Annotated in this window: 19 protein-coding genes; 14 read left to right on the forward strand and 5 right to left on the reverse strand. The window is 69.3% G+C overall.

Annotated features, from left to right (window positions below; all coding sequences use genetic code 11):
* Positions 1-4 precede the first annotated feature (4 nt).
* A complete protein-coding gene (locus GWK25_RS03365; protein ID WP_215448425.1) occupies positions 5-1,111 on the forward strand; it encodes a CU044_5270 family protein in 1,107 nt (368 codons plus the stop codon).
* A 240-nt stretch (positions 1,112-1,351) separates the two neighbouring features.
* Here GWK25_RS03365 and GWK25_RS03370 read toward each other — a convergent pair whose 3' ends face one another.
* Positions 1,352-1,798: a PLD nuclease N-terminal domain-containing protein gene (locus GWK25_RS03370; protein WP_215448426.1), complete on the reverse strand. Its 447-nt coding sequence runs from the start codon at positions 1,796-1,798 to the stop codon at positions 1,352-1,354.
* A 93-nt stretch (positions 1,799-1,891) separates the two neighbouring features.
* Between GWK25_RS03370 and GWK25_RS03375 the strand changes: the two genes are divergently transcribed.
* From GWK25_RS03375 to GWK25_RS03385, 3 genes are read left to right on the forward strand one after another with little or no spacing between them, the layout of a single operon-like run.
* Positions 1,892-3,349: a menaquinone biosynthesis decarboxylase gene (locus GWK25_RS03375; RefSeq protein ID WP_184904864.1), complete on the forward strand. Its 1,458-nt coding sequence runs from the start codon at positions 1,892-1,894 to the stop codon at positions 3,347-3,349.
* Positions 3,346-4,251: a menaquinone biosynthesis prenyltransferase MqnP gene (gene mqnP / locus GWK25_RS03380; RefSeq protein WP_215448427.1), complete on the forward strand. Its 906-nt coding sequence runs from the start codon at positions 3,346-3,348 to the stop codon at positions 4,249-4,251. The genes GWK25_RS03375 and mqnP overlap by 4 nt, the downstream gene beginning before the upstream one ends.
* A 46-nt stretch (positions 4,252-4,297) precedes the next feature.
* Positions 4,298-4,870 carry a Uma2 family endonuclease gene (locus GWK25_RS03385; RefSeq protein WP_215448428.1) on the forward strand — a complete coding sequence of 191 codons (573 nt, stop codon included), beginning with the start codon at positions 4,298-4,300 and terminating at the stop codon, positions 4,868-4,870.
* Here the strand turns inward: GWK25_RS03385 and GWK25_RS03390 are convergent.
* On the reverse strand, positions 4,860-5,483 hold the full coding sequence (locus GWK25_RS03390) for a rhomboid family intramembrane serine protease (RefSeq protein ID WP_215448429.1): 624 nt from the start codon (positions 5,481-5,483) through the stop codon (positions 4,860-4,862). The two genes, GWK25_RS03385 and GWK25_RS03390, sit on opposite strands and share 11 nt — an antisense overlap.
* A gap of 95 nt (positions 5,484-5,578) precedes the next feature.
* Between GWK25_RS03390 and GWK25_RS03395 the strand changes: the two genes are divergently transcribed.
* The 6 genes from GWK25_RS03395 to GWK25_RS03420 all read left to right on the forward strand — a co-directional run bounded on the left by GWK25_RS03395 (position 5,579) and on the right by GWK25_RS03420 (position 10,090).
* Positions 5,579-6,280, forward strand: coding sequence for a UbiX family flavin prenyltransferase (locus tag GWK25_RS03395; protein WP_215448430.1), 702 nt, complete (start codon positions 5,579-5,581; stop codon positions 6,278-6,280).
* A 97-nt stretch (positions 6,281-6,377) separates the two neighbouring features.
* Positions 6,378-6,836, forward strand: coding sequence for an Lrp/AsnC family transcriptional regulator (locus GWK25_RS03400; protein ID WP_215448431.1), 459 nt, complete (start codon positions 6,378-6,380; stop codon positions 6,834-6,836).
* 55 nt (positions 6,837-6,891) lie between these two features.
* On the forward strand, positions 6,892-8,055 hold the full coding sequence (gene mqnE / locus GWK25_RS03405) for an aminofutalosine synthase MqnE (RefSeq protein WP_215448432.1): 1,164 nt from the start codon (positions 6,892-6,894) through the stop codon (positions 8,053-8,055).
* Between the two features lie 267 nt (positions 8,056-8,322).
* Positions 8,323-8,847, forward strand: coding sequence for a GNAT family N-acetyltransferase (locus GWK25_RS03410; RefSeq protein WP_215448433.1), 525 nt, complete (start codon positions 8,323-8,325; stop codon positions 8,845-8,847).
* A gap of 99 nt (positions 8,848-8,946) precedes the next feature.
* Positions 8,947-9,360: a DUF4229 domain-containing protein gene (locus GWK25_RS03415; RefSeq protein ID WP_215448434.1), complete on the forward strand. Its 414-nt coding sequence runs from the start codon at positions 8,947-8,949 to the stop codon at positions 9,358-9,360.
* Positions 9,361-9,442: 82 nt separating this feature from the next.
* Complete coding sequence (locus GWK25_RS03420; RefSeq protein WP_215448435.1) at positions 9,443-10,090, forward strand: TetR/AcrR family transcriptional regulator; 648 nt, start codon at positions 9,443-9,445, stop codon at positions 10,088-10,090.
* Positions 10,091-10,470: 380 nt separating this feature from the next.
* Here GWK25_RS03420 and GWK25_RS03425 read toward each other — a convergent pair whose 3' ends face one another.
* Positions 10,471-11,484, reverse strand: a complete 1,014-nt coding sequence (locus GWK25_RS03425) for a MaoC/PaaZ C-terminal domain-containing protein (RefSeq protein ID WP_215448436.1) — start codon at positions 11,482-11,484, stop codon at positions 10,471-10,473.
* Between the two features lie 307 nt (positions 11,485-11,791).
* Here GWK25_RS03425 and GWK25_RS03430 point away from each other — a divergent pair, with 307 nt between their 5' ends.
* Positions 11,792-13,705 (forward strand): long-chain fatty acid--CoA ligase, encoded by a 1,914-nt coding sequence (locus GWK25_RS03430; RefSeq protein WP_215448437.1) that lies wholly within the window; start codon positions 11,792-11,794, stop codon positions 13,703-13,705.
* Between the two features lie 14 nt (positions 13,706-13,719).
* Here the strand turns inward: GWK25_RS03430 and GWK25_RS03435 are convergent, their stop codons facing one another.
* A complete protein-coding gene (locus GWK25_RS03435) occupies positions 13,720-14,202 on the reverse strand; it encodes a hypothetical protein (protein WP_251828696.1) in 483 nt (160 codons plus the stop codon).
* A 47-nt stretch (positions 14,203-14,249) separates the two neighbouring features.
* Here GWK25_RS03435 and GWK25_RS03440 point away from each other — a divergent pair, with 47 nt between their 5' ends.
* Both GWK25_RS03440 and GWK25_RS03445 read left to right on the forward strand, forming a co-directional pair.
* A complete protein-coding gene (locus GWK25_RS03440) occupies positions 14,250-14,741 on the forward strand; it encodes a hypothetical protein (protein WP_215448438.1) in 492 nt (163 codons plus the stop codon).
* A 403-nt stretch (positions 14,742-15,144) separates the two neighbouring features.
* On the forward strand, positions 15,145-15,654 hold the full coding sequence (locus GWK25_RS03445) for an inclusion body family protein (protein WP_215448439.1): 510 nt from the start codon (positions 15,145-15,147) through the stop codon (positions 15,652-15,654).
* 66 nt (positions 15,655-15,720) lie between these two features.
* On the opposite strand, the gene GWK25_RS03450 is transcribed toward GWK25_RS03445, so the two are convergent.
* Positions 15,721-16,932, reverse strand: coding sequence for a Tat pathway signal sequence domain protein (locus GWK25_RS03450; protein WP_308404168.1), 1,212 nt, complete (start codon positions 16,930-16,932; stop codon positions 15,721-15,723).
* A gap of 200 nt (positions 16,933-17,132) precedes the next feature.
* Between GWK25_RS03450 and GWK25_RS03455 the strand changes: the two genes are divergently transcribed.
* The gene (locus GWK25_RS03455) at positions 17,133-23,630 is read left to right on the forward strand and encodes an RHS repeat-associated core domain-containing protein (protein ID WP_308404169.1); all 6,498 of its coding nucleotides are present in this window, start codon (positions 17,133-17,135) and stop codon (positions 23,628-23,630) included.
* The last annotated feature ends 5 nt before the right edge of the window (positions 23,631-23,635 follow it).

Raw genomic sequence — 23,635 nt, forward strand, 5'->3', positions numbered from 1 at the left:
CCCCATGAGCCCCATGAACCCCATGAACCCCATGAACCCCATGAACCCGATGAACCCGATGAACCCGATGAATGCCATGGATGACGTGAGCGCCGTCGAACGTGACGAACTGGCTCGGCTGTTGCCGAGCCCGGGCAACCCGCGCCTCTCCGACGACCGGCTGACACGGCTGGAGGATCACCTCATGCAGGAGCTGACCGGCGAGGCCACCGTCCGGATCACCGGCACGCGCGAACCGGCGGCGGCCCGCGCGCGCACACGCCGCCGGTTCGCCGTCGTCGGGCTCCCGCTCGGCGTGGCCGCCGCCGTCCTCGCCACCGTGGTCGCGACCGGGGTGGTGGGCCGGGGACCCGCCGACCAGGAGGACGCGGCCGGGCTGCTGCAGCGCGTGGCCGGGGCCGCGACGGACGGCGAACCCACGTCCGTGCGCGACGACCAGTTCCTGTACATCAGGACCCAGGGGGTGTCGCGGGTCTCCGCGGCCTCGGCGGACGGCGGCAAGAGCGCGGAGGACGCGAAGAAGGCCAGGGAGGAAGTGGGGAAGACCGGCTATCCCTACCGGCGGACCGACTGGATCTCCGTCGACGGCAGTGAGAACGGACTCGCCCGGACCACTTGGCTGGAGGGGCAGCCGGCCCCCCGGGACATGAACGGGGAGACCATCGACGACCCGCTGGCGCGGTCGATGGACGACGTCGAGGACATGACACTCTCCGCCGACCCGGACCACAGCTACTACGACGAGCTGAAGGCGCTGCCCACGGACCCCGACAAGCTGTACGACGAGGTGTGGGCCCGCACCCGCGGCCAGGGCCCCACCCACGAGGAGGCCGCCCTGGAATACATCACGACGATGCTCAACGGGGCGCGACTGCTGCCCGAGCTGAACGGCGCGCTCTTCCGTGTCGCCGCTGAGATCCCCGGGGTGCGGGTCGTCGAGAACGCGGAGGACGCGGCCGGCCGCAAGGGAATCGGCCTGGCCTTCGGCAAGGGCGACGACAGGGCCGCGTGGATCTTCGACAAGAAGACCCTCAAGTACCTGGGCTCGGACGAGGAGGCCCTGCTGGAGGTCGGCGTCGTGGACGAGAAGGGGCAGGAACCGACCGACTGACCCTCGCACGCGGGCCCTTCCGGGCCGAAAAAGCAGGGGCGCAGCCCCGCTTTTTCAGGGGCGCGGGGAACGGCGCGCCCAGCCCCCACCCGGCGACAGCTGACCACTGACCGCCGACCACTGACCGCCGACCACTGACCGCCGACCACTGACCGCCGACCACTGACCGCCGACCACTGACCGCCGACCACTGACCGCCGACCACTGACCGCCGACCACTGACCGCCGGCCGCCGCCGCCCTACGCCTCCTCCCCGTCCTTCCTGTCCCGCTTCCCGCCGGTCTCGCCCGTCTCGCCCCTCGCGCCGCCCTCCGGCTCCTGCCGCTCCTGCCGCTTCAGTTCCTCCTCGCGGCGGCGCAGGTCGGCCTCCCAGCTCTTGAGCAGCGACTCGTCCTTCTTGTTGTCCTCGGCGAGCGACTTCAGGAACTCGGGGTTGTCGTCGGGCGCGACGTACTGCGTGCGGTGGTTGCGGTGCCACTCGGAGGGCGTGCGGCCGCCGGCCGGCGCGTTGCGGAGCTTGCCCGCGGCGAGCCAGGCGATCGGGCCGACGATCCAGAAGAGCAGGATGATGAAGACCCACGCGATCTTCGGCAGGTGCTTCGCCTCGTCCTCGGGCGTGTTGAGGCAGTCGATGAACGCGTAGATGGTCAGCGCCAACGGCACGAGGTACATCAACAGCCTGAGCATGGAACGGCCCCCTGGAAGCGGTGGAAGTGACATCGGGGCCGTGCTCGGGCCCCGTGACGGGGTCAGGGTAGCCCCTCGGGGATACTGGACCCCATGGCTTACGACGATCTTCGCTCCCTGCTCCGCGCACTGGAGCGCGAGGGCGATCTCAAGCGCATCAAGGCCGAAGTCGACCCCTACCTGGAGGTCGGGGAGATCGTCGACCGGGTCAACAAGGCCGGCGGCCCCGCCCTGCTCTTCGAGAACGTGAAGGGCTCCTCGATGCCCCTCGCGATGAACGTCTTCGGCACCGACCGCCGCCTGCTGAAAGCGCTCGGTCTGAAGTCGTACGGCGAGATCAGCGAGAAGATCGGCGGCCTGCTCAAGCCCGAACTGCCCCAGGGCTTCGTGGGCGTGCGCGAGGCGTTCGGCAAGCTCGGCGCGATGGCGCACGTCCCGCCGAAGAAGGTGAAGGCCGACAGCGCGCCCGTGCAGGAGGTGGTCCTCCAGGGCGACGAGGTGGACCTGGACCGGCTGCCCGCGCTGTTCACCTGGCCCAAGGACGGCGGCTCCTTCTTCAACCTGGGGCTCACCCACACCAAGCACCCCGAGACCGGCGTGCGCAACCTCGGCCTCTACCGCCTCCAGCGCCACGACAAGCGCACCATCGGCATGCACTGGCAGATCCACAAGGACAGCCGCAACCACTACCAGGTGGCCGCCAAGCGCGGCGAACGTCTGCCGGTCGCCATCGCCTTCGGCTGCCCGCCCGCCGTGACCTACGCCTCCACCGCCCCGCTCCCCGGTGACATCGACGAGTACCTGTTCGCCGGGTTCGTCGCGGGCAAGCGGATCGAGATGGTCGACTGCAAGACGGTGCCGCTCCAGGTGCCGGCGAACGCCGAGGTCGTGATCGAGGGCTGGCTGGAGCCCGGCGAGATGCTCCCCGAGGGCCCGTTCGGCGACCACACCGGCTTCTACACCCCGCAGGAACCGTTCCCCGCGCTGAAGATCGACTGCGTGACGATGCGGAAGCGGCCGTTGCTCCAGTCGATCGTGGTCGGCCGGCCGCCCACCGAGGACGGACCGCTGGGACGGGCGACGGAACGCTTCTTCCTCCCCCTCCTCAAGATCATCGTCCCGGACATCGTCGACTACCACCTCCCCGAGGCGGGCGGCTTCCACAACTGCGCGATCATCTCGATCGACAAGAAGTACCCCAAGCACGCGCAGAAGGTCATGCACGCGATCTGGGGCGCCCACATGATGTCCCTGACCAAGCTGATCGTGGTGGTCGACTCCGACTGCGACGTGCACGACCTGCACGAGGTCGCCTGGCGGGCGCTGGGCAACACGGACTACTCCCGTGACCTGTCGATCGTCGAGGGCCCTGTGGACCATCTGGACCACGCCTCCTACCAGCAGTTCTGGGGAGGCAAGGCGGGCATCGACGCCACCAAGAAGTGGATCGAGGAGGGCTACACGCGGGACGGCGGCTGGCCCGACATGGTCGAGTCCGACCCGGCCACGGCGGCGCTCGTCGACCGCCGCTGGAAGGAGTACGGCCTGTGACCAGCGCGTCGGCGGCCATTCCGCAGCAACCGGGCCGCACCAAGGCCTTCCTCCGCCTCGTGATGATCGAACACTCGATCTTCGCGCTGCCCTTCGCGTACATCGCCGCGCTCACGGCCATGTTCCGGCTGGACGGCAACATCCACTGGGTCCGGCTGCTCCTGGTCACCATCTGCATGGTGGGCCTGCGGACGTTCGCGATGGCGGTCAACCGGATCATCGACCGCGAGATCGACGCGCGGAACCCGCGCACGGCGCACCGCGAGCTGGTGACCGGCGCGATGTCGGTCAAGCACGCGTGGACCGGCGCCCTGATCGCGGTCGTGATCTTCCTCGGCTCGGCGGCGTTGCTGAACCCGCTCTGCCTCGCGCTGGCCCCCGTCGCGGTGATCCCGATGGTGGTCTACCCGTACGGCAAACGCTTCACGAACTACCCCCAGGCCATCCTCGGTCTCGCCCAGGCCATGGGCCCGGTCGGCGGCTGGCTCGCCATCACGGGGGAGTGGTCCTGGGAGGCGGTCGTCCTCGGTCTGGCCGTCGGTGTCTGGATCGGCGGCTTCGACCTCATCTACGCCTGCCAGGACGTCGACTCCGACCGTGAGTCCGGCGTGCTGTCGGTCCCGGCCCGCTTCGGCATCCCGGCGGCGGTCTGGGCGGCACGGGTCTGCCACGCGCTGACGACGGCCCTGTTCGTCTGGTACGCGGTCCTCACCGACGCGGGCGCGTTCCTGTGGCTGGGCCTTGCGATCGTCGCGGGTGCGTTCGTGTACGAACACACGATCGTGCGCCCGCACGACCTGTCCCGCCTGAACCGCGCGTTCTTCTCCGTCAACGGGTTCATCGGCATTGCCCTGTTCGTGTGCGCGCTGCTGGATCTTCTGGTTCGAGGTCTGACCCTCTGAATACGGTGCGGCCTACCATCGAGGGCAGGACCCAAGGGAGGCCACAGTGACCGTCTCGGACCTTGACCGCCTGCACTCGCAGCTCAGCAAGCTGGAGGACATGTTCCCCGGCTATCTGACGGAGATTGTCGAGGGCAGCATCGTGATGAACCCGGTCAAGCCGTTCCACGGGAAGACGATCCAGCGGTTGTGGGCCCTTGTGGAGGATCAGCTGCCGCCCGGCTGGGCGCTGGTGAGCGATGTGGCCTTCCCGTTCGACGACGACAACGAGTTCTGCCCCGACCTTGCGGTCATTCCCGCCGAGGCGGAGGACGAGAACCGCAGTGAGTACGCGCCCGACCTGATCGAGTTTGTGGCCGAGGTGGTTTCGCCCAGCAGCGTCCGACGCGACTACGAGGTCAAACCCCGCTGGTACGCCTCCCGGGGCATCGCCAACTACCTGATTCTCGACCCGCTCCAAGGCCACTGTGTCACGATGTGGAACCCCGGCCCCGACGGCTACCGGGGCCGGGACACCATCCCGTACGGCACCGACCTCACCGTGGACTCCCCGCTGGGCAAGCTGACGTTCGCCACCGGTCGTCTCCCCGTGGACCCGAAGGCGCGCCCTACGCGCTGAGTGCCCCGCGGGGTTCTCGCCGCCGGAACAAGAACGCCGCCACCACGCCCGTCACCAGCCCGATCAGATGGCCCTGCCAGCTGATCCCGGTCGCGTTCGGGGCGATGCCGCCGAGGATCGCGCCGCCCCAGACGGCCGCCACCAGGACACCCACCGCGACCCCGAGCAGCCGGCGCTCGACGAAGCCCGTGACGACGAGGAAACCGAAGAGCCCGAAGACGACGCCGGAGGCACCGGCGGTGTTGGTGTTGTCCGGGGATATCAGCCAGACCCCCAGCCCGTCCGCGACGATGATCAGCGCGCAGACGGCGGCGAAGCGGCGCAGTCCGCCCAGCGCCGCGAGGAACCCCAGCACCAGTAGCGGCACGCTGTTCGCCGCGACATGGCCGAAGCCGAAGTGGATGAACGAGGCGGGCACCACGTCGACCAGCTCGGGCACCGAGCGCGGCACGATCCCGAAGTCGTCCAGGGCGTGGCCGGTCGCCATGTCGACGACCTCCAGGATCCACAGCAGCGCTACCCAGCCCACCATCAGCTTGGCCGCCGCCTTCGCACGGTCCCCGCGCGACCATTGCCGCTCGGGCCCCAGTGTCCCGCGCACTCCACCCGCCATGTCGAACCCCCGTCCCGACCTCACCCGTCCTTCGTGGAAACGGCCGGGCCCCCTTGGCCGGTTCCCACCGCGCGGCGCCGGATAGGCTCGGTGTCGTGAACCCAGTCAAGCCAGGGAAGACGCCGCGTACGCCTTGGATCGTAGGGGTGTCCGGCGCATCCGGCACCCCATACGCCGCGGCCGTGCTGCGCGCGCTCCTCGCCGCGGGCGAGAGTGTCGACCTCGTGGTGTCCCGGGCCTCGCGGCTGACCCTGCTCGACGAGACGGGCATCGCCTTCCGGGACGCGCACTGGCACGACGACCTGCGGGAATGGCTGTCCCGTGGCGCGGACGGCAAGCCCGGCACGTTCGCCGTGGACCTCGACGGTGACCACGGCGACCGGGTCCGGTACTGGAACCCCGGTGACCTGGCCGCCGGACCGTCCTCGGGCTCGTACCCCGTCAAGGGGATGTTGATCGTCCCCGCGTCGACGGCGTGCGTCGCGGGCGTGGCCCTCGGACTCTCCAAGGACCTGTTGCAGCGGGCGGCGAGCGTCACCCTCAAGGAGGGCCGCCGGCTCGTGGTCGCCGTACGCGAGACCCCGTTGAACGGGCAGACCCTGCGGCACCTGGTGACCCTGGACGAGGCGGGCGCGACCGTACTGCCCGCGTCGCCGGCGTTCTACGCGGGGGCCACACACATCCAGGACCTGGTGGACTTCGTCGCCGGACGGGCGCTGGACGCGGCGGGCGTCCCGCACACCCTGTACCGGCGCTGGGAGGGCGAGGTCGGCCGGGCACGCGAGTCCCACAGGTGACCTCGACCGCACCGCTCGCGTCTCGTCATACATGACCGGGCATCACCGAACACCCAACACCCACAACGCAATTCTTAGGCGGAAGGCAACCGATCGCATGGACGCGGTGGACAGGCAGCTCATCCAGGCCCTGAGGGAGAACGGCCGGGCCTCCTACGCGGAGCTGGGACGCCTCGTCGGACTGTCGGGACCCAGTGTCACCGACCGCATCAACCGGCTGGAGGCGGCCGGCGTCATCACCGGCTATCGCGCCACCGTGAACGCGGCCTCCCTCGGCCTCGGCGTGACCGCGCTCATCGGCATCTCGCTCTCCGATGCCGCCGACCACGAGGACGTGGCGGACCGGCTGCGGGAACTGGCCGAGATCGAGGACTGCTGGTTCATCGCGGGCGACGACTCGTACATGCTCAAGGTGCGCGCCCCCGACGTCGACGGTCTGGAGAAGACCATCCGCCGGCTCTCCGGCACCAAGGGCGTCTCCCGCACCCGTACGACGATCATCCTCTCCACGAAGTGGGAGAACCGGGTGGGTGAGCTGCCGGAGGAGGAGCAGTAGAGGAGTGGACGTAGGGTTGACGAGGTCGTTCGGTCGGTCGGTGAAAGGTGTGGGCATGGACGTCGGGCTCAAGCGCGAGCTGGAGGAGAAGGTCCGCTCCGGTGAGCGGCTGACCCGCGAGGACGGCATCGCGCTGTACGAGTCGGACGACCTGGCCTGGCTGGGCGGTCTGGCGCACGAGGTGCGGACGCGGAAGAACGGTGACGTCGTCCACTTCAACGTCAACCGCCACCTCAACATGACCAACGTGTGCACCGCCTCCTGCGCGTACTGCTCCTTCCAGCGCAAGCCGGGGGAGAAGGACGCGTACACGATGCGCATCGAGGAGGCGGTGAAGCTCGCCAAGGCGATGGAGGGCGAGAACCTCACCGAGCTGCACATCGTCAACGGCCTGCACCCGAACCTCCCGTGGCGCTACTACCCGCGCTCCCTGAAGGAGCTGAAGGCCGCCCTCCCGAACGTCTCGCTGAAGGCCTTCACGGCCACGGAGATCCACCACTTCGAGACGATCAGCGGTCTGACGGCGTCGGAGATCCTGGACGAACTGATCGACGCGGGGCTCGAATCCCTCACCGGCGGCGGCGCGGAGATCTTCGACTGGGAGGTCCGGCAGCACATCGTGGACCACCGCACCCACTGGGAGGACTGGTCGCGGATCCACCGCCTGGCGCACGAGAAGGGCCTCAAGACCCCGTGCACCATGCTGTACGGCCACATCGAGGAGCCCCGCCACCGGGTCGACCACGTCCTGCGCCTGCGTGAGCTCCAGGACGAGACGAACGGCTTCCAGGTCTTCATCCCCCTGCGCTACCAGCACGACTTCGTGGACGTGAAGGACGGCAAGGTCCGCAACAGGCTGCAGGCCCGTACCCAGATGGCGACCGGCGCGGAGGCGCTGAAGACCTTCGCGGTGTCGAGGCTGTTGTTCGACAACGTCCCCCACGTCAAGGTCTTCTGGGTCATGCACGGCGTCCAGACCGCGCAACTGGCGCTCCAGCACGGCGCGGACGACATGGACGGCTCGGTCGTCGAGTACAAGATCACCCACGACGCGGACAACTACGGCACGCCGAACAAGCTGACCCGCGAGGACCTGCTGGACCTCATCCGCGACGCAGGCTTCCGCCCCGTGGAACGCAACACGAGGTACGAGATCATCCGCGAGTACGAGGGCCCGGACCCGGCCCGCCGGGAGTCCCCGCAGCCGATGCGGGTCTGAGGGGGCCGGTTCGTGGGCGGGTGCGGGTGCGTGGGGCTTCTCGCGCAGTTCCCCGCGCCCCTGAAAAGCAGGGGCTGCGCCCCGTGCTTTTCGCCCCTGAGTGGCCGTAGGCCCTCAAGGGGCGCGGGGAACTGCGCGACCAGCCCCCACCGGACGGACGTCTGGGGGTCGAAGGGGCGCAGCCCCTTGTGAGGATGGGACGGGTAGGGGCGGCGGGGGCGGAGAACCCTCTTGAGACGAGTCCCACGTAATGACTACGGTCGCCTCATGCCCCTTACGTTCCACCTCGACCCACCCCTCACCCCCACCCTCCACGACGGCATCCTCACCCTCTGGACAGACGTCACCAACACCGGCGGAGCCGTCGGCTTCGTCCCCCCGACCACCCGCGAAGCGATCCGCCCGGAACTCCTCAAGCACCTGACCGCCATGGCGGAGGGCAGACACCGCCTCCTCCTCGGCCTCGACGACACCGGCACCCCCGCCGCCACCGCCTTCTTCAGCTTCAACACCCACCGCCTGATGACCCACTGGGTCTGGCTCTACACGGTGATGGTCCACCCCTCCCACCAGGGCAAGGGCTACGGCCGCGACCTCATGGGGGCGGCCGAGACCGCGGCCCGCGGCTTCGACGGCATCGACGCCATCCGCCTCACCTGCCGCGGCGGCCTCGGCCTGGAGCACTTCTACGCTTCCTGCGGCTACAAGGAGGTCGGCAGGGTCCCCGGCGCCATACGGGTGGCCCCCGACGACCACCGCGACGACATCACGATGCTTCTGCCCCTGACGTGAGCCGGGCCAACACCCCCGTGCAAGATCGCCCCCCGATCGTGCTTCACTGGACGACGGTCTTCGAGAACGTCCGGAACGGAAACGGAAGAGTGGATTGAGATGCTCCGCTACACACTGATGCGCCTCGGTATCTTCGTGGGCTGCTTCGTGGTCGTCTGGGCCCTCGTCTACTCCGGCGTCGCCCCGCGCGGCCTCGGCGCGTCCAACGGCATGTGGATGGTCGTCCTCGCGCTCCTGGTCTCCGCGCCGATCAGCTTCGTCGCCCTCCGCAAGGAGCGCGACCGCGCCTCCGCGCAGATCGCCCCCCGTCTCGACCGTTCCATCGGCCGCGTCAAGTCCAACCTCGCGGCCAACCGCAGCCAGGAGGACGAGATCGACGACGCGGCCCGGAGCCCGCGCGCGAAGGCCACCGCCGAGACCGCCGCAGAGGCCGACACGGCTGCCGGGGCCGACGAGGCCCGCGAGTCCGGCGACACGGCCGCCGTCCAGTCGGGATCCGGCAAGGCCTCGTAGCGGCGTCGTAGAGACTCGTCACAGGGATCAACCGCCCGACGCCCAGGTCCGTCCCCGGCGTCGGAACCGTACGCTTGCCCGCATGGGTGCGGTGAAGAGCAAACGGATGCCTCGTGCGGTACGGGAACAGCAAATGCTGGACGCGGCGGTGCGGACGTTCGGCCAGCGGGGGTACCGGGCGGCCTCGATGGACGAGATCGCCGAACTGGCGGGCGTGTCCAAGCCGTTGGTGTACCTGTACCTGAACTCCAAGGAAGACCTCTTCACGGCCTGCATCCGCCGCGAGGCCAAGGCGCTCACCACGGCCGTACGGGCGAGTGTCGACCCCGAACTGCCCGCCGACCGCCAACTCTGGGACGGGCTGGGGGCGTTCTTCACGCACACCGCGCGCAACCCCGACGCCTGGGCCGTCCTGCACCTCCAGGCCCGTACGCACGGGGAGCCGTTCGCCGCCGAAGTGGCGGCGATGCGGGAGGAGATGGTCGCGTTCGTGACCGGGCTGATCCTGGTCGCCGCGCGGGAGGCGCGCCGGGACCCGTCCCTGCCGGAGCGGGAGGTCGCCGGTCTCGCCGAGGGCCTCGTCGGCGCCGCCGAGGCCCTCGCCGCCTGGGCCAACGCCACCCCCGGCGTCACCGCACGCCAGGCCGCCACGACGCTGATGAACTTCGCGTGGGCGGGCCTGGGAGACCTGATGGAGGGGCGTCCGTGGACACCGCCGGCTGCGGTGTGAGCGGGGGAGGTGGGGGCGGGTGCCCTGGGGTGGGTGAGCGAGGGTGCCGTGGGGTGGCGCCGGGGTGAAAAGCATGGGGCGCAGCCCCTGCTTTTCAGGGGCGCGGGGAACTGCGCGAAAAGCCCCACGGGACCCGCACCCGGCACCGCACCCGCACCCGGCACCGCACCCGCACCCGGCACCGCACCCGCGCCCGGCACCGCACCCGCACCCGGCACCGCACCCGCACCCGGCACCGCACCCGCACCTGGCAAGGCACCCGGCAAGGCACCCGGCAAGGCACCCGGCACCGCACCCGCACCCGGCACCGCACCCGCACCCGGCAAGGCACCCGGCACCGCACCCGCACCCGGCAAACGCACCCACGTTCACCCACACGCTCAGCCCACCAGCGGATACACCTGCCCCCTCACGTGAACCCGCCCGCCGCCCGTACCCCCAGGCCCACCTGATCCGGGGGTCTCGCCCGGCCCAGCGGCAGCGCTACCGCGCAGCTCGAACCCACCCCAGGCCTGCCCGTCCGCCGTGTACGTCACCGTGCCCGGCAACGGCACCGGCGCCCGGAACTCCGCCCGGACGAGGGTCGCCGGAGGCGCACCGTGCTCGGCGAGGCAGCGGGCCACGGTCCACATGCCGTGTGCGATGGCCCGGGGGAAGCCGAACAGCCGGGCGCCGAGCGGATGCAGATGGATCGGGTTCCGGTCACCGGACACCGCCCCGTACCGCCGCCCCACATCCCCACCCAACCGCCACTCGACGGCAACAGGCACCCCCTGCCGCGCACCCCCCGCCGGCCCGCTCTCGCCCGCTCCCGCCGGCCCGCTCTCGCTCGCCCCCGCCCGCCCGGCTCCCCGCTCACCAGGCTCCTCCCGCTCGCGCCGGTGCCGGGCGAGGTACGTGCTGCGGGACTCCCACGCGATCCCGGCCCTGCCTTCCGCCTCCGCGCCGTCCCGCAGCTCCGTGACGACCGCCGCCTCGGTGCCGCGTCGGTGGGGCGTCAACTCGGCGACGTACACGGTGATCTCGTACACCCCCGTGGCGGGCAGCCGTCGGCGTCGGGTGATCTCGATCGACGTGTGCACGAGCCCGAGCAGGGGCAACGGGAAGTCCCGCCCGGCCATGATCCGCATGGTCGCCGGAAACCCGAGGACATGCGGATACGTCAGCGGAACGGCGTCCTCCCCGGTGGGGAACCCGCAGACCCGCTCGTACGCGGCGAGCCGCGCGAGGTCGATGCGGACGCCGGGCAGGACCAGCCGGGGGAACCGGGACGGGGAGACGAACCCGGTGGCCGCCGCGCGCGGGAGCCTGCGGCTCCTGCCCGGCGAGAGAAGGGCGCCCCTGGCGAGCAGCGGGCCGAGGGAGGGCGGTCGTGTGAGGGTGACGGTGTGCATCGGACGGTCTCCCTTTCCCCGCGCCGGGCTCCGCTCCCGCGCCGGATTCCGGTTCCTTGCTCCACTTCCTTACTCCACAGTCAGGTTACCCGAGGTAAGGGCCGGTCGGACCTCCCGCGCACCCCGGGAACTGGGCGACCCTCAGGTAACTTGGCACGCCCTTGACCTGCGGTGCAGCCATGGCCGGGCGGTCCGCGACACTGCACATCCCCGGCCCGGTTCCATCTCCGGACCATCGCCACACTCACACGAACCTCACACACCAACCCCGTACGATCCGGACACACCGAACGCCCAGGAGCCGCCCGTGTCCAACCTCGAAAGCGCCGAACCCGCCCCGGTGGAACCCGAGTTGAAGCGGCTGGACGGCATCGTGCGGGAGGCGTACGTCCCCGCGCTCGCCGAGCCCGTGACCTACGGCTCGCTCGCGGACATCCCGTTCGACAACGCGACGCACGCCCCCGACTCGGTCGTCCTCAGCCGGAAGCACGGCGGGGCGGACGGAGAGGACGACGGCCGGTGGCGGGATGTCACGGCCGCCGCCTTCGCCGCCGAGGTGCTCGCGCTGGCGAAGGGCCTGATCGCCGAGGGCCTCATGCCGGGCGACCGGATCGCGATCATGGCGCGGACGACGTACGAGTGGACCCTCCTGGACTTCGCGGCATGGGCGGCCGGCCTGGTCACGGTCCCCGTCTACCCCACCTCCTCCGTCTTCCAGACCCGCTGGATCCTCCAGGACTCGGGCGCGGTGGCCCTCGCCGTCGAGACGGCCGCCCAGGCCGCCGCCCTCGGCCCCGAACTCGACCGCATCCCCGACCTGCGCCATATGTGGGTCTTCGAGAAGGAGCACCTGGACCGGCTCGCCGAGCTGGGCCGTGACGTGTCGGACCAGGAAGTGGCCGTACGGCGTGGGGTGTTGGGTCCCGACACCCTGGCGACCCTGATCTACACCTCCGGCACGACCGGCCGCCCCAAGGGCTGTGCGCTCACCCACGGCAACTTCTGCGCCGAGGTCGACAACGCGATCGACCTGCTCTACCCCATCTTCCGCGCGAGGACGGACGAGGAGGCCTCCACCCTCCTCTTCCTCCCGCTCGCCCATGTGTTCGGCCGCATGGTCGCGATCGGCTGTATGCGGGCGAGGGTGCGCCTCGGCCATTCGCCGAGTTTCCGCACGGAGGACCTCCTCGCCGACCTCAAGTCCTTCCGCCCGACGTTCCTGCTGGTCATCCCCTATGTGCTGGAGAAGGTCTACAACACGGCCCGCGCCTCCGCCGAACGCATGGGCCGCGCCTCCTCGTACGACCGCGCCTCCGCCGTGGCCCGCCGCTACGGCGAGGCCCTGGAAGCCGAGCAGCACGGCAGCGGGCCCGGCCCGTCCGCCTTCCTGAAGGCGGCCCGCACCTTCTACGACCCGCTGGTCTACCGGCGCATCCGCAAGGCGCTGGGCGGCCGGGTCCGTTACGTCATCTGCGGCGGCAGCCCGCTCGGCCGCCGGCTGGCCGCCTTCTACGCGGGCGCGGGCATCGACGTCTTCGAGGGCTACGGCATGACGGAGACGACCGCCGCCGTCACCGTGACCCCGCCGGACCGGCCCCGTCTGGGCACGGTCGGCCGTCCCCTCCCCGGCACCCGGGTCCGGATAGCCGCCGACGGCGAGATCCTGCTGCACGGCGGCCAGATCTTCCGCGGCTACTGGGACCCGCAGGCCGGCGGCGTCGTCCCCGCGGGGCCCGACGGCTGGTTCGCCACCGGCGACATCGGTCACCTGGACGACGGGGGTTACCTCACGATCACCGGCCGCAAGAAGGAGATCCTGGTCACCGACAGCGGCAAGAACGTGGCCCCGGCGCCGCTGGAGAACTGGCTGCGCTCCCACCCCCTCATCGCCCACGCCATGGTGATCGGTGACCGCCGCCCGTACGTCACCGCGCTGCTGACCCTGGACCCCGAGGGCATCAGCCACTGGACCCAGATGAACGCCAAGCAGGACATGCCCGTCGACCGGCTGGCCGAGGACCCGGATCTGCGGGCCGTCCTGCAACGCGCGGTGGACGAGGCCAACCGCCTGGTCTCGCGTCCCGAGTCCATCCGCCGCTTCAGAATCGTCCCCGACGGTTTCAGCGAGGAGGCGGGCCACCTCACGCCGTCGATGAAACTACGCCGGGAGGTCGTGGAGAAGGCCTTCGCGACGGAGATCGAGGGGCTGTACGAGAACTAGGGGTCCCTGGCCCCCTACATCCCCGCGGCCGGGTCGCCCTCTCCCAGCCCGACCCACCAGTACCCGTCGTCCTTGACCAGGAGCAACTCCTGCTCCTGCCCGGTCCGGTCGTACGTCAGCCGCACGGGGTTGAAGTAGTCGACGTCGCCCTCCAGCACGGTGACATCGACAGGGCCGCGCGCGCCCTCGCCGAACTCCCGCACCTGCTCGTAGGCGGCACCCCGGGCCCCCTCGTACGCGGGCCCGGCCAGCTCCATCAGCCCTTCCACGTCACCGGCCTTGAGCCGCTGGACATAGACCCGCACCAGGGTGTCGACTTCCTCGGCGGTCTCCCGCGTATAGGGATACTCGGACTTCGCGGCCCGCACGGTCACCTGGACCGAGGGCGAGTCGGCGAGCGCGTACGGCGCCCGGAACCAGCCCCACCACACGCCCACACCCACCCCGAGCAGGACCACCAGCCCACCCCAGCCCAGCAGAACGCCCCGCTTCGTCATCGTCCCCCGCCTTTCCCGCACAATCGAGGCCGTTACTGTACGACCACATGATCCGAAGACGCGTCGCGCACCTGCACTCCTCGCCCTGGGGCAGGCTCTACACCGCCTGCACACTCCTGACCGTCGCCGCGGGGGGCTGGTCCACGGTGCGGACCTTCACCTCCTCGGGACGGGACGACGACGTCACCGATCACCTCTTCACCGCCTCGGTGGCCATGTGCCTCGTCGGCTTCCTGCTCCTCGGCCTCCACGAGCGGCATCTGAGAGCGCGCCGAGGTGAGGCGGAACCCCTCGACGTACGACGGGTGGTGGCCGACCTCCGTTCCCTTCCCGCCTCGGCCAACGGGAAGGTCGCCCTGGCCTTCGCCGCCCTCGGGGCGGCCGGGTGGGCGTACGCATGGGTGTGCGTGCGGTGGCTGGGCTGGGACGTACCGGGGGTGCCGGACGCCGACGGTGGAGAGCTCTTCGTCCGGGCCGGAACACTCAGCTGCGTGATCGGGGCCCTCTTCGTCGGTGTGCATTTCAAAGAACGCCGCTGAGTCCGCCGCCCCCGACGGCACGTTTCTGCGGTCGTGGGCGGAACCTCGGTTCTGGCGTGACGCCGTCGGGGTGATCCGTGTCGAAAAGGCCAACGAAAGGACGGCGCCGGAAAATCGGGGCCGAGCCTTCTTCGTCACCTGCTCAGGACGGCCACATTCCGTCCGTGAATTCTCTGCCTCCGGTTCGTCATCTCTCCCTTCCGTCTCTGGTGGAACTCCGGCCCCGGTGAGTAAAGGTGAGCAAGCCGAAAATCCGTCAAGAAAGGCGATCGGTGTTTTCCGGACTTTGCTCGTGCGGGCATCAGTGAAATCGTTTCGGCATATCTACGATTTCGAACCATGACCGACCATCCACGGGCGACGGCGCACGAGGTCCCGTCCCGAGGCACGGAAGGAACAGGTAATGGCTGATCTCAACGTCCTGATCGCGTTCGACGCGGCCACGCTCGTCGAGCGGTATCCCAACGCGTCGAGGAATCCCGACGCGCCGACCTACGCCGACGAGAGCCTCATCTACATGACCACCCGCCACGACCACATCGTCGGCACGTCGGGGGCCGAGCTGAATCTCCGCGCCGAACCCGGGGACACCATCAGGTGGCGGGAGACGACCCTGTCGCTCGGCAGCGAATACAAGGCGTTACTGTACAAATACGTGAGCAGCGACCCCGGTCACCAGCTCATCCGGACACCGGAGATCGAAGTGATCGACGGCGTCTACCCGCTGCCGAAGGAAGGCTCCGAGGGCAGGCCGGAATTCGTGACGCAGAACTACCAGGACCATTACTGGCGGACGACCGTCAAGAGGGTCGGCAAGGTCGTCTACCACTTCGCCTTCCAGATCCTGGACCGGCACCGCCAGTTGCAGGGCTACTTCCAGTGGGACCCCTTCATCACCATCGAGAATCCCTGACGGTCCCTGACGACGGACGGGGCGTGGCGGTCGGCAATTCGGCGACCGCGACGCCCCGCCACCGCGTCAGACCAGCAGATCCTTGTAGTAGAAGCTGGCCTTCTTGTCCGTCGCCGTCAGGGATTCCTCGGAGCCGAAACCGAGGTGGAGTCGGGCCGCCGCCGGGTTGGAGGTGTCGGGGATCTGGATGGCCATCCCCTCCGGCTCCCGGTAGAAGAGGCTCTCGCCCGCTTTGCTGAGGCTGCGTTGGACGACGGATCCGGTGTTCCAGTCGATGCAGGTGACGTAGGTGTTGCTGTCGCTGGTCCGGTTGCCGGACGAGTCGTAGGTGTAGGCGGTGCCGTCCATGGTGTAGAGGTACTGGCCGAGCGTCGTGTAGCCCTGGAAGGTGACGCCGGTGAGGACGGAGGGTTGGGTGATGGAGGCCAGCGGGGTGAAGGTGCCGGACCTGAACGTGGCCAGGTCGTAGAGGTTGATCTTCCAGGTGCCGCCGATGCGGTGACGGACCGCGAGGCGGCTGTTGACGGGGTCGACGGCGACGGTGTTGTGGTCGGAGCCCGGTGCGGGGGTGTACGTCGTCACCCGGTGCGATTCCGGGGTGAGGACGACACCGTTGGCGAACTTGAAGCGGGCGATCTTCGTGCCGTAGCCCACGTTCGCGCCGTCCGGTATGGAGGCGGTTTCGGTCCACAGGTAGGCGCCGTTGCCGGAGGGTTCGGCGGCGATGGACACACCGTGGCCGAAGCCCTTGAGGTACATGCGGCCGATGATGTAGCCCCGCCAGTCGAGGCGGGTGATGCACAGATCGCCGTTCGTCTCGCGTTCCGTGCCCGTGTAGGTCCGTGTCTCGCCCGGGAGTTGGCGTCCGGCCTGCACCAACTGCGCCGTGTAGAGGTGCTTGTTGGTGTTGTCGAAGGAGAAGGACTGCAGGATCCGGACCTCCTGCAACACAATCTCGCGGAACCATTCGTCGGAGCCGTCGGTGAGGTCGAAGCGCTTGGAGGTGGCCACGGCCGCTGCCGCGGTACCGGCGCCGGAGAGGACCGCCGAGCCGAGCAGCGCCGCGCCGGTGAGGCCGGCGGCGCGCATGAGTATCTGCCGTCGGTTCGGTCCGTGGCTGGATCTGCCCATGTCCGCGTTCATGTGCTGGAAGCCCTCCCCCTTGGTTGTGTGCAAACAGCCGCTGGATTCAACCATCCCGACGCCCGCGGCACCAGCCTCGTCGTCGCTGGTCAGGTGGTTGATGGCGATCCAGTTCCCGAAGGTGAGGGAAGTCACATCTGTAAAGGTGCTGTGAAGTGAGGGTTCATATGGATCATCCGATTATGTGGGACTACCTCATCTGATGGACGACCATTTAGCGTCCACCGATGGCCTGATCGCATCGCTGGCGACGAACGACGCGTTCGCTCCCGGTGCGACGGGTCCTGTTCGTGGTTGTGCCGGGGCTTCCCGGCCCGGTGGGTGGGGGATGGTCCGTGCGACTGACGCGCAGACATGGCAGCAGCAGGCGTGGCATACGGGCCTCGTTCGGACTGGTCGCGGTGTTGACCGCGTCGCTTCTCGTGGCGCCGACCGTGGAGAGCGCGGCGTCCGCCGCGGAGGCCTCGAAGGCCAACCGTAAGCAGCCGGCGAACGTCCCGGCCCAGGCCGCCGGGAGCGTGCCGCGCGACCGCGCGGAGACCACCCCGACCAAGCCGGCCCGCACTGTCTGGCCCAAGTCGGCAAAGGCGCGCGTGTCGTTGGCCGGGCTGAGGACCGGAAAGAGGGTCCCCGTCGTCCCCGACGGCGCGAGCAAGGGGGCCGTCTCGGTGGGCCCCGCCCCGGCGACCGCCAAGTTCCGCGCCCAGTCCTCGAAGACGTCCGTCCCCGCCGAGGTGGACGTGAAGGTGCTGGACCACGGGCGCCTGTCGCCGGTGGGCGGCATCGGACTCGGCGTCGAGGTCACCCGGCGGGACGGCACGGCCACCGCCGGCCCGGTGCAGGTCACGTTCGACTACTCCGGCTTCAAGTACGCCTACGGCGGCAACTTCGCCTCCCGCCTGCGGCTGGTCTCCCTGCCGGCGTGCGCGCTGACCACGCCGAAGGCGAAGGGCTGTGCGCCAGGCAAGGCGAAGTCGATACCCGTCTCCAACGACGTGGCCAAGGGCGTCCTCAGCGCGACGGTGCAGGCCGACGGCGACCCGGCCGCCGAGCGTTCCCCCCTCGACGAGGGCTCGGAGCTGTCCCGGTCGACCCTGGCGACCACCGCGTCCTCGGCGACGGTGTACGCCCTGGCCTCCGGCTCCTCCTCCGACGCGGGCGACTACCGCGCCTCGTCCCTGAAGCCCTCAGGGTCGTGGAACGTCTCCGCGGGCTCCGGCGCGTTCACCTACGACCTGCCGATCGATGCCCCGAAGCCGCCCACCGGCAGCGCGCCGTCGCTGTCGCTGGAGTACAACTCGCAGTCGGTGGACAGCCTGACCTCCGCCCAGAACACCCAGGCCAACTGGGCCGGTCTGGGTTGGGAACTGGGCGGTGTCGGCTTCATCGAGCGACGCTACCGTGGCTGCCAGGACGACGGAACCGGCTCCGGCTGGGTCGGCGACCTGTGCTGGGCCTCACCGAACGCGGCCAACGAGGTCGACGGCGCGATGTACGTCATGAGCTTCAACGGCGTCACCTCCCCCCTCGTCCAGGACGGCAACGGCACCGGTTCGTACCACGTCCAGGACGACCCGGGCTGGCGCGTCCAGCACCTGACCGGCGGGCACGGCTCCGACGACGAGTACTGGGTCGTCTCCACCCAGGACGGCATGCGCTACTACTTCGGCTGGGGCCGCTCCGAACGCACTGGCGGCGCCACCGACTCGGTGCTGACGGTGCCCGTGTTCGGCAACGACGCGGGCGAGCCCGGCTACGACGGCGGCATCGGCGTCCGGACCCAGGCCTACCGCTGGCAGCTCGACCGGGTCGTCGACCGCAACGAGGTGGAGAACGCCTACTTCTACGAGAAGGAGAAGAACCACTACCGGTCCGTGCTCCTCACCGACCAGGCCCGTGCGTACGACTCCGCCGCCTACCCCGTGCGCATCGAGTACGGCTGGGCCTCGCAGATCTCCGGCGCGCAGCTCCCGGCCAAGGTCGATCTGCGCTACGTGGGCCGCTGTGTCGAGCGCATGGGGGACAAGGACCCGCTGGCGAGCGAGCCCGCGGCCTGCCCGGCGATCTCCTCCAACGCCGCTTCGTACCCGGACGTCCCCACCGACCTGATGTGCGACGGCACGGCCGCCGACGGCGGCTGCAAGACCATCACCGGCGAGACGTACTCGCCCACCTTCTTCGCCACGAAGATGCTGTGGGATGTCAAGACCTTCGTCCGTGACGACAACTCGTCGCCGTGGGACCCGGCGATGCAGTACCAGATGAAGTACGGCCTGCCGAATCCCGAGGGCACCGTCGACAACACGCTCTGGCTGGACTACGTACAGCGCAAGGGCTACGGCGACGGCGACGACATCACCCTGCCCACCATCAACATCAACGGTGAGTGGCGGGACAACCAGCTCGGCGGCGGTGTCCTCAACTTCCGCCGCGTCACCCAGATCCACGGCGACCTCGGCTCGTTCGTCAACGTCACCTACCGCCACTACGACGACCAGGACACCTGCGACATCGACGACCCGCCCTCGGAGTCGAACAACACCCAGGCCTGCTTCAAGCAGAGATGGGTGCCGGAGGGCGCCACCGAGGAGAGGACGGGCTGGTTCAAGAAGTACGTGGTCTCCGAGGTCAGCGTCGACCCGGGCCCCGGCTCGGGCTCCGGCAACGACGGCGACCCGGTGATGACCACCACGTACGACTATGTGGGCAAACCCGCCTGGGCGTACCCCAACGACCCGCTGACCAAGGACGAGGACGAGTCCTGGACCGAGTGGCGCGGCTACCAGCAGGTCGAGGTCCACACCGGCACCAAGTCCAACGCGGCCTCCACGTACCTCTGGCTGTACCGCGGCATGGACGGCGACCGCACCTCCAAGACCGACCCGTCGGCCAAGCGCAGCGTCACCGTCGACGACGGCGACAGCGGCAATCCGGCGGTCACCGACTCGGCCTGGCTCGCGGGCAGGACCCTGGAGTCCAGCAAGCGCGACGGCTCCGGCCAGTCCCACCAGCGGGTCTGGCACGAGTACTGGGCGTACGTCACCGCCCAGTACGAGGGCGTGCCCGACGCCCGTTTCGTCCGTGAGTCGAAGACGACGACGCACGAGAAGACCTCCACCGGCTGGCGCGAGCACGTCGTCAAGGACGAGTACGACACCGCCGACGCGGTCAGCACCAAGTACGGCCTCCCCCTGCGCACCAACGACTGGGGTCTGTCCGCCACCGACGACAACCGCTGCACCACCTACGGCCGCGCCTACAACACCGACTACTTCCCCGACTCCCAGGTCCAGCGCTGGATGGTCCTGCCGGACGAGACCCGGCACTACGCCGCCGACTGCGCGGCCCGCTCCTCGTCCAACCAGGACGCCTACACGGTGACCCTGTACGACGGCGCCACCTCGGTCGCCACCAACAAGCCGGGCGACGGCAACGTCACCGCGGTGCGCAAGTACACCGACGCGAGCACCTACCGGGAGAGCACGGCCACGTACGACGGGGCCGGCCGGACGCTCACCACGACGGACGGCAGGCAGAAGACCACCACGACCACGTACTCCCCGGCCACGTCCTGGCCGGTGAACGGCGTCAAGGTCACCACCCCCGACCCGGACGGCACCACCGCGGGGACCGGACCGCAGTCGACCACGACCTGGTACTCCCGGCTGTGGGGGAGCCCGTACCGGGTCCAGGACGTCAACAACCAGACGACGCGCATCGTGCACGACTCGGTGGGCCGCATGGTCCAGGTCTTCAAGCCCTCACGAATCTCCGCGTACCCCGACGGCACGCCGTCCCTCCAGTACACCTACACGGTCACCACGGCGGACAACAGCGAGGGCGTGCCCGACCTGGTCTCCAGCGTTCCGCCGAAGGTGACCACGAAGACCCTGCTGGAATCGAGTGGGAAGACCGCGACCTCGTACCAGTACCTCGACGGTCTGGGCCGCACTCGCGAGACGCAGAGTCCGGCGCCGACCGGTACCGGCCGGACCGTCGTCTCCACCCGCTACGACACCTCTGGCAATGTCACCGGCACCAGCTCCGCCTTCTACAACTCGGACGCCGCGGGTTCGGGAATGGTCCTGCCGACCGTGGAGGGCCTGCCCTCCTACACCGACCTGCTCATCGACTTCGCGGGCCGCACCACCGAGTCCCGCGTCCTGGTGAACGGCAAGGCCCAGACCCAGGGCCAGACGCGCACCAACTACCACGGCGACTACACGACCACGATGCCCGCTGTCGGTGAGCGCACGAACACGTACACCAACGTGTTCGGAGAGATCGACAGAGTCGTCGAGTTCGGCCCGTCCACGTACACCACTTACTACGAGTACACCCGAAGCGGTCTGCTCTCGAAGATCACCGACTCCAAGGGCAACCTCACCACCCACACCTACAACTGGCTCGGCGAGCGCACCGGTGGCAAGGACCTCGACAGCGACCCGAACGGCGTCGGCGCCACGACGTACGACGGCAACGGCAATGTCGAGACCGTCAAGGACGGTAACGGCACTGTCGTGACCTACACCTACGACGCTCTGAACCGTCCGCTCACCGTGCAGAACGGGTCGACGGTGCTGACCCGCAACACGTATGACACGGCTCAGGGCGGCGTCGGAGCGCTCGCGACGTCCACCGCGTACGTGGGAAGCCACGCGTACACCAACACGGTCAACGCCTACGACGCCGACGGCAACATCACCGAGTCGCAGACGACGATACCCACCGACGGAAGCGGCCTGCAGGGCACCTACAAGACGGTCTCCACGTTCAACACGGCAGGCCAGCAGACCGGCGTGACCCATCCAGCTGTCGGGGGCCTGCCGCAGGAGACCGTCACCACGCAGTACGACGCCTACGGCAACCCGGAGAAGGTCACCAGCGATCTGAACAACACGGTCTACGTCGACTCCACCGGCTTCGACAGACTGGGTCGCCTCACCGACCGTACCTACGGCACCACGGCCACGACCGGCACCACTGCCCGTCGCTCCTACACCTACGACGACGCCACCGGCACCGGCTGGCTGAAGAACATCACCACGACCACCAGCGCGAAGGGCACCGTCCAAAACGACGACTACCTCCGCGACAACGCGGGCCAGACCACGGACCTCGCCGACCGGATCAGCGGCCAGCACCAGTGCTACACCTACGACGAGCTGAACCGTCTCTCCCGTGCCTGGACCTCGGCGGCGGCGACCGGCTGCGCCGGTCCCTTCGCCACCGACCTGGCCACCGGCCAGGATCCCTACCAGCTCGACTACACCTACGACGGCATCGGTAACCTGCAGAAGGTCACCAACACCACCGCCACCGGCGCCGAGGTCTACGACTACGTCTACCCCGGCTACTCCGCCGACCAGTCGACGTACACCGCGGGCGCCGCACAGCCGCACGCTGTCGCCACGGTGAAGACGCCCACAGGTACCGACAGTTACACGTACGACGTCGTCGGCCAGCTGAAGAGCCGCACCGTGAAGGGCGCCACGACCGAGCTGGCCTGGAACGCCCTGCACCAGGTCACCGCCACCAGCGGGGCCACCACCACCGGCTATGTCTACGACGCCGCCGGCGTGCTCCTGCTGCGCACCTCACCGACCGACAACGTCCTGTACCTCTCGGGCCACGAGGTCCACAAGGCACCCGGCGCCGCCGCGAAGGCCACGCGCTTCTACGGTGCCGATGGGGTGGTCGTCGCCTCGCGCACCGCGGTGGACTCGACCACGAGCAAACTGAGCTGGATCATGTCCGATGGCCAGGCGTCGACTCAGCTCACCGTCGACGCGGCCGCGGGCACCGCACAACGGCGTCGCTACCTGCCCTTCGGAGCCCAGAACGGCGACACGGACCTGCCGGCGAGCACCGACCGAGGCTTCCTGGGCAAGCCTGAGGACGACACCACGGGCCTGTCCGTCCTGGGCGCCCGGATGTACGACGCGACCCTCGGCCGGTTCCTCAGCCCGGACGCGCTGAGCACTCCCTATCAGCCGCAGAATCTCAACGCCTACTCGTACTCGGTCAACAACCCGATCGGCTACAGCGACCCCAGCGGGCTGTTCCCCATGGACTCCGACGGCAACCCCGTGGTGAAGCCGATCGACGACGTGCCGCAGCCCCCCGGGGGCAAGTCGGCGCTCGTGGACACGGGCAGCGTCGGCGGAGGCTACAGCGAGGAGAAGTACTACGGCGACAAGGATCTGGCCAAGCAGCTCTCCGAGGCGAGGCTCGCCCACATGCGCCAGGGAGCGTTCGGGATCGCGGCCGAGATCGACATGGCCGGCGACGCCGTGATGTTCACATGCATGGCTCGTATGGACGGAGGAACCTCGTTCTGTAAAGGCAAGGAGGACTTCACCGAGCTGAAACTGTGGAAGGACGTGGCGGACGCCGCGTACGACATCGACGAATCGTGGGCGGACGAGGGAACGCGGAAAAAGCAGAACGGCTTCGGTTTCTCGGACAAGGAGTACGAGACGGCGATCTTCCTCGCTGTCCGGGGAGCGAAGGTGATGTCCCGTGACGACACCGACGGGCGTGGCGACGCATGGGTCAGCGGAAAGCGGTCCGAGTTCAAGGCGCCGACCAGCCGCAACGCGGTTCAGGTGCGCCTCAAGAAGGCGCACAAGCAGGGGGTCGACTCGGTGTTCCTGGATGTGCGGGGCACTGATCTCGACCGGGACACCGTCACCAGAGCAGTGCGGGGCCAGGTGAGTTCCTTCTCCAACGGCCCGAATTTCCAGAGGGTCTGGGCAGTCGGTGGAAAGACCGGCGGCATCATGTCCTTCGGGGCCTGGGGGCGCTGGGACGGAGACGTGTATGGAAAGTAGGCGCT

It is taken from the genome of Streptomyces sp. ATCC 21386, from assembly GCF_018728545.1.
Lineage (GTDB): Bacteria > Actinomycetota > Actinomycetes > Streptomycetales > Streptomycetaceae > Streptomyces.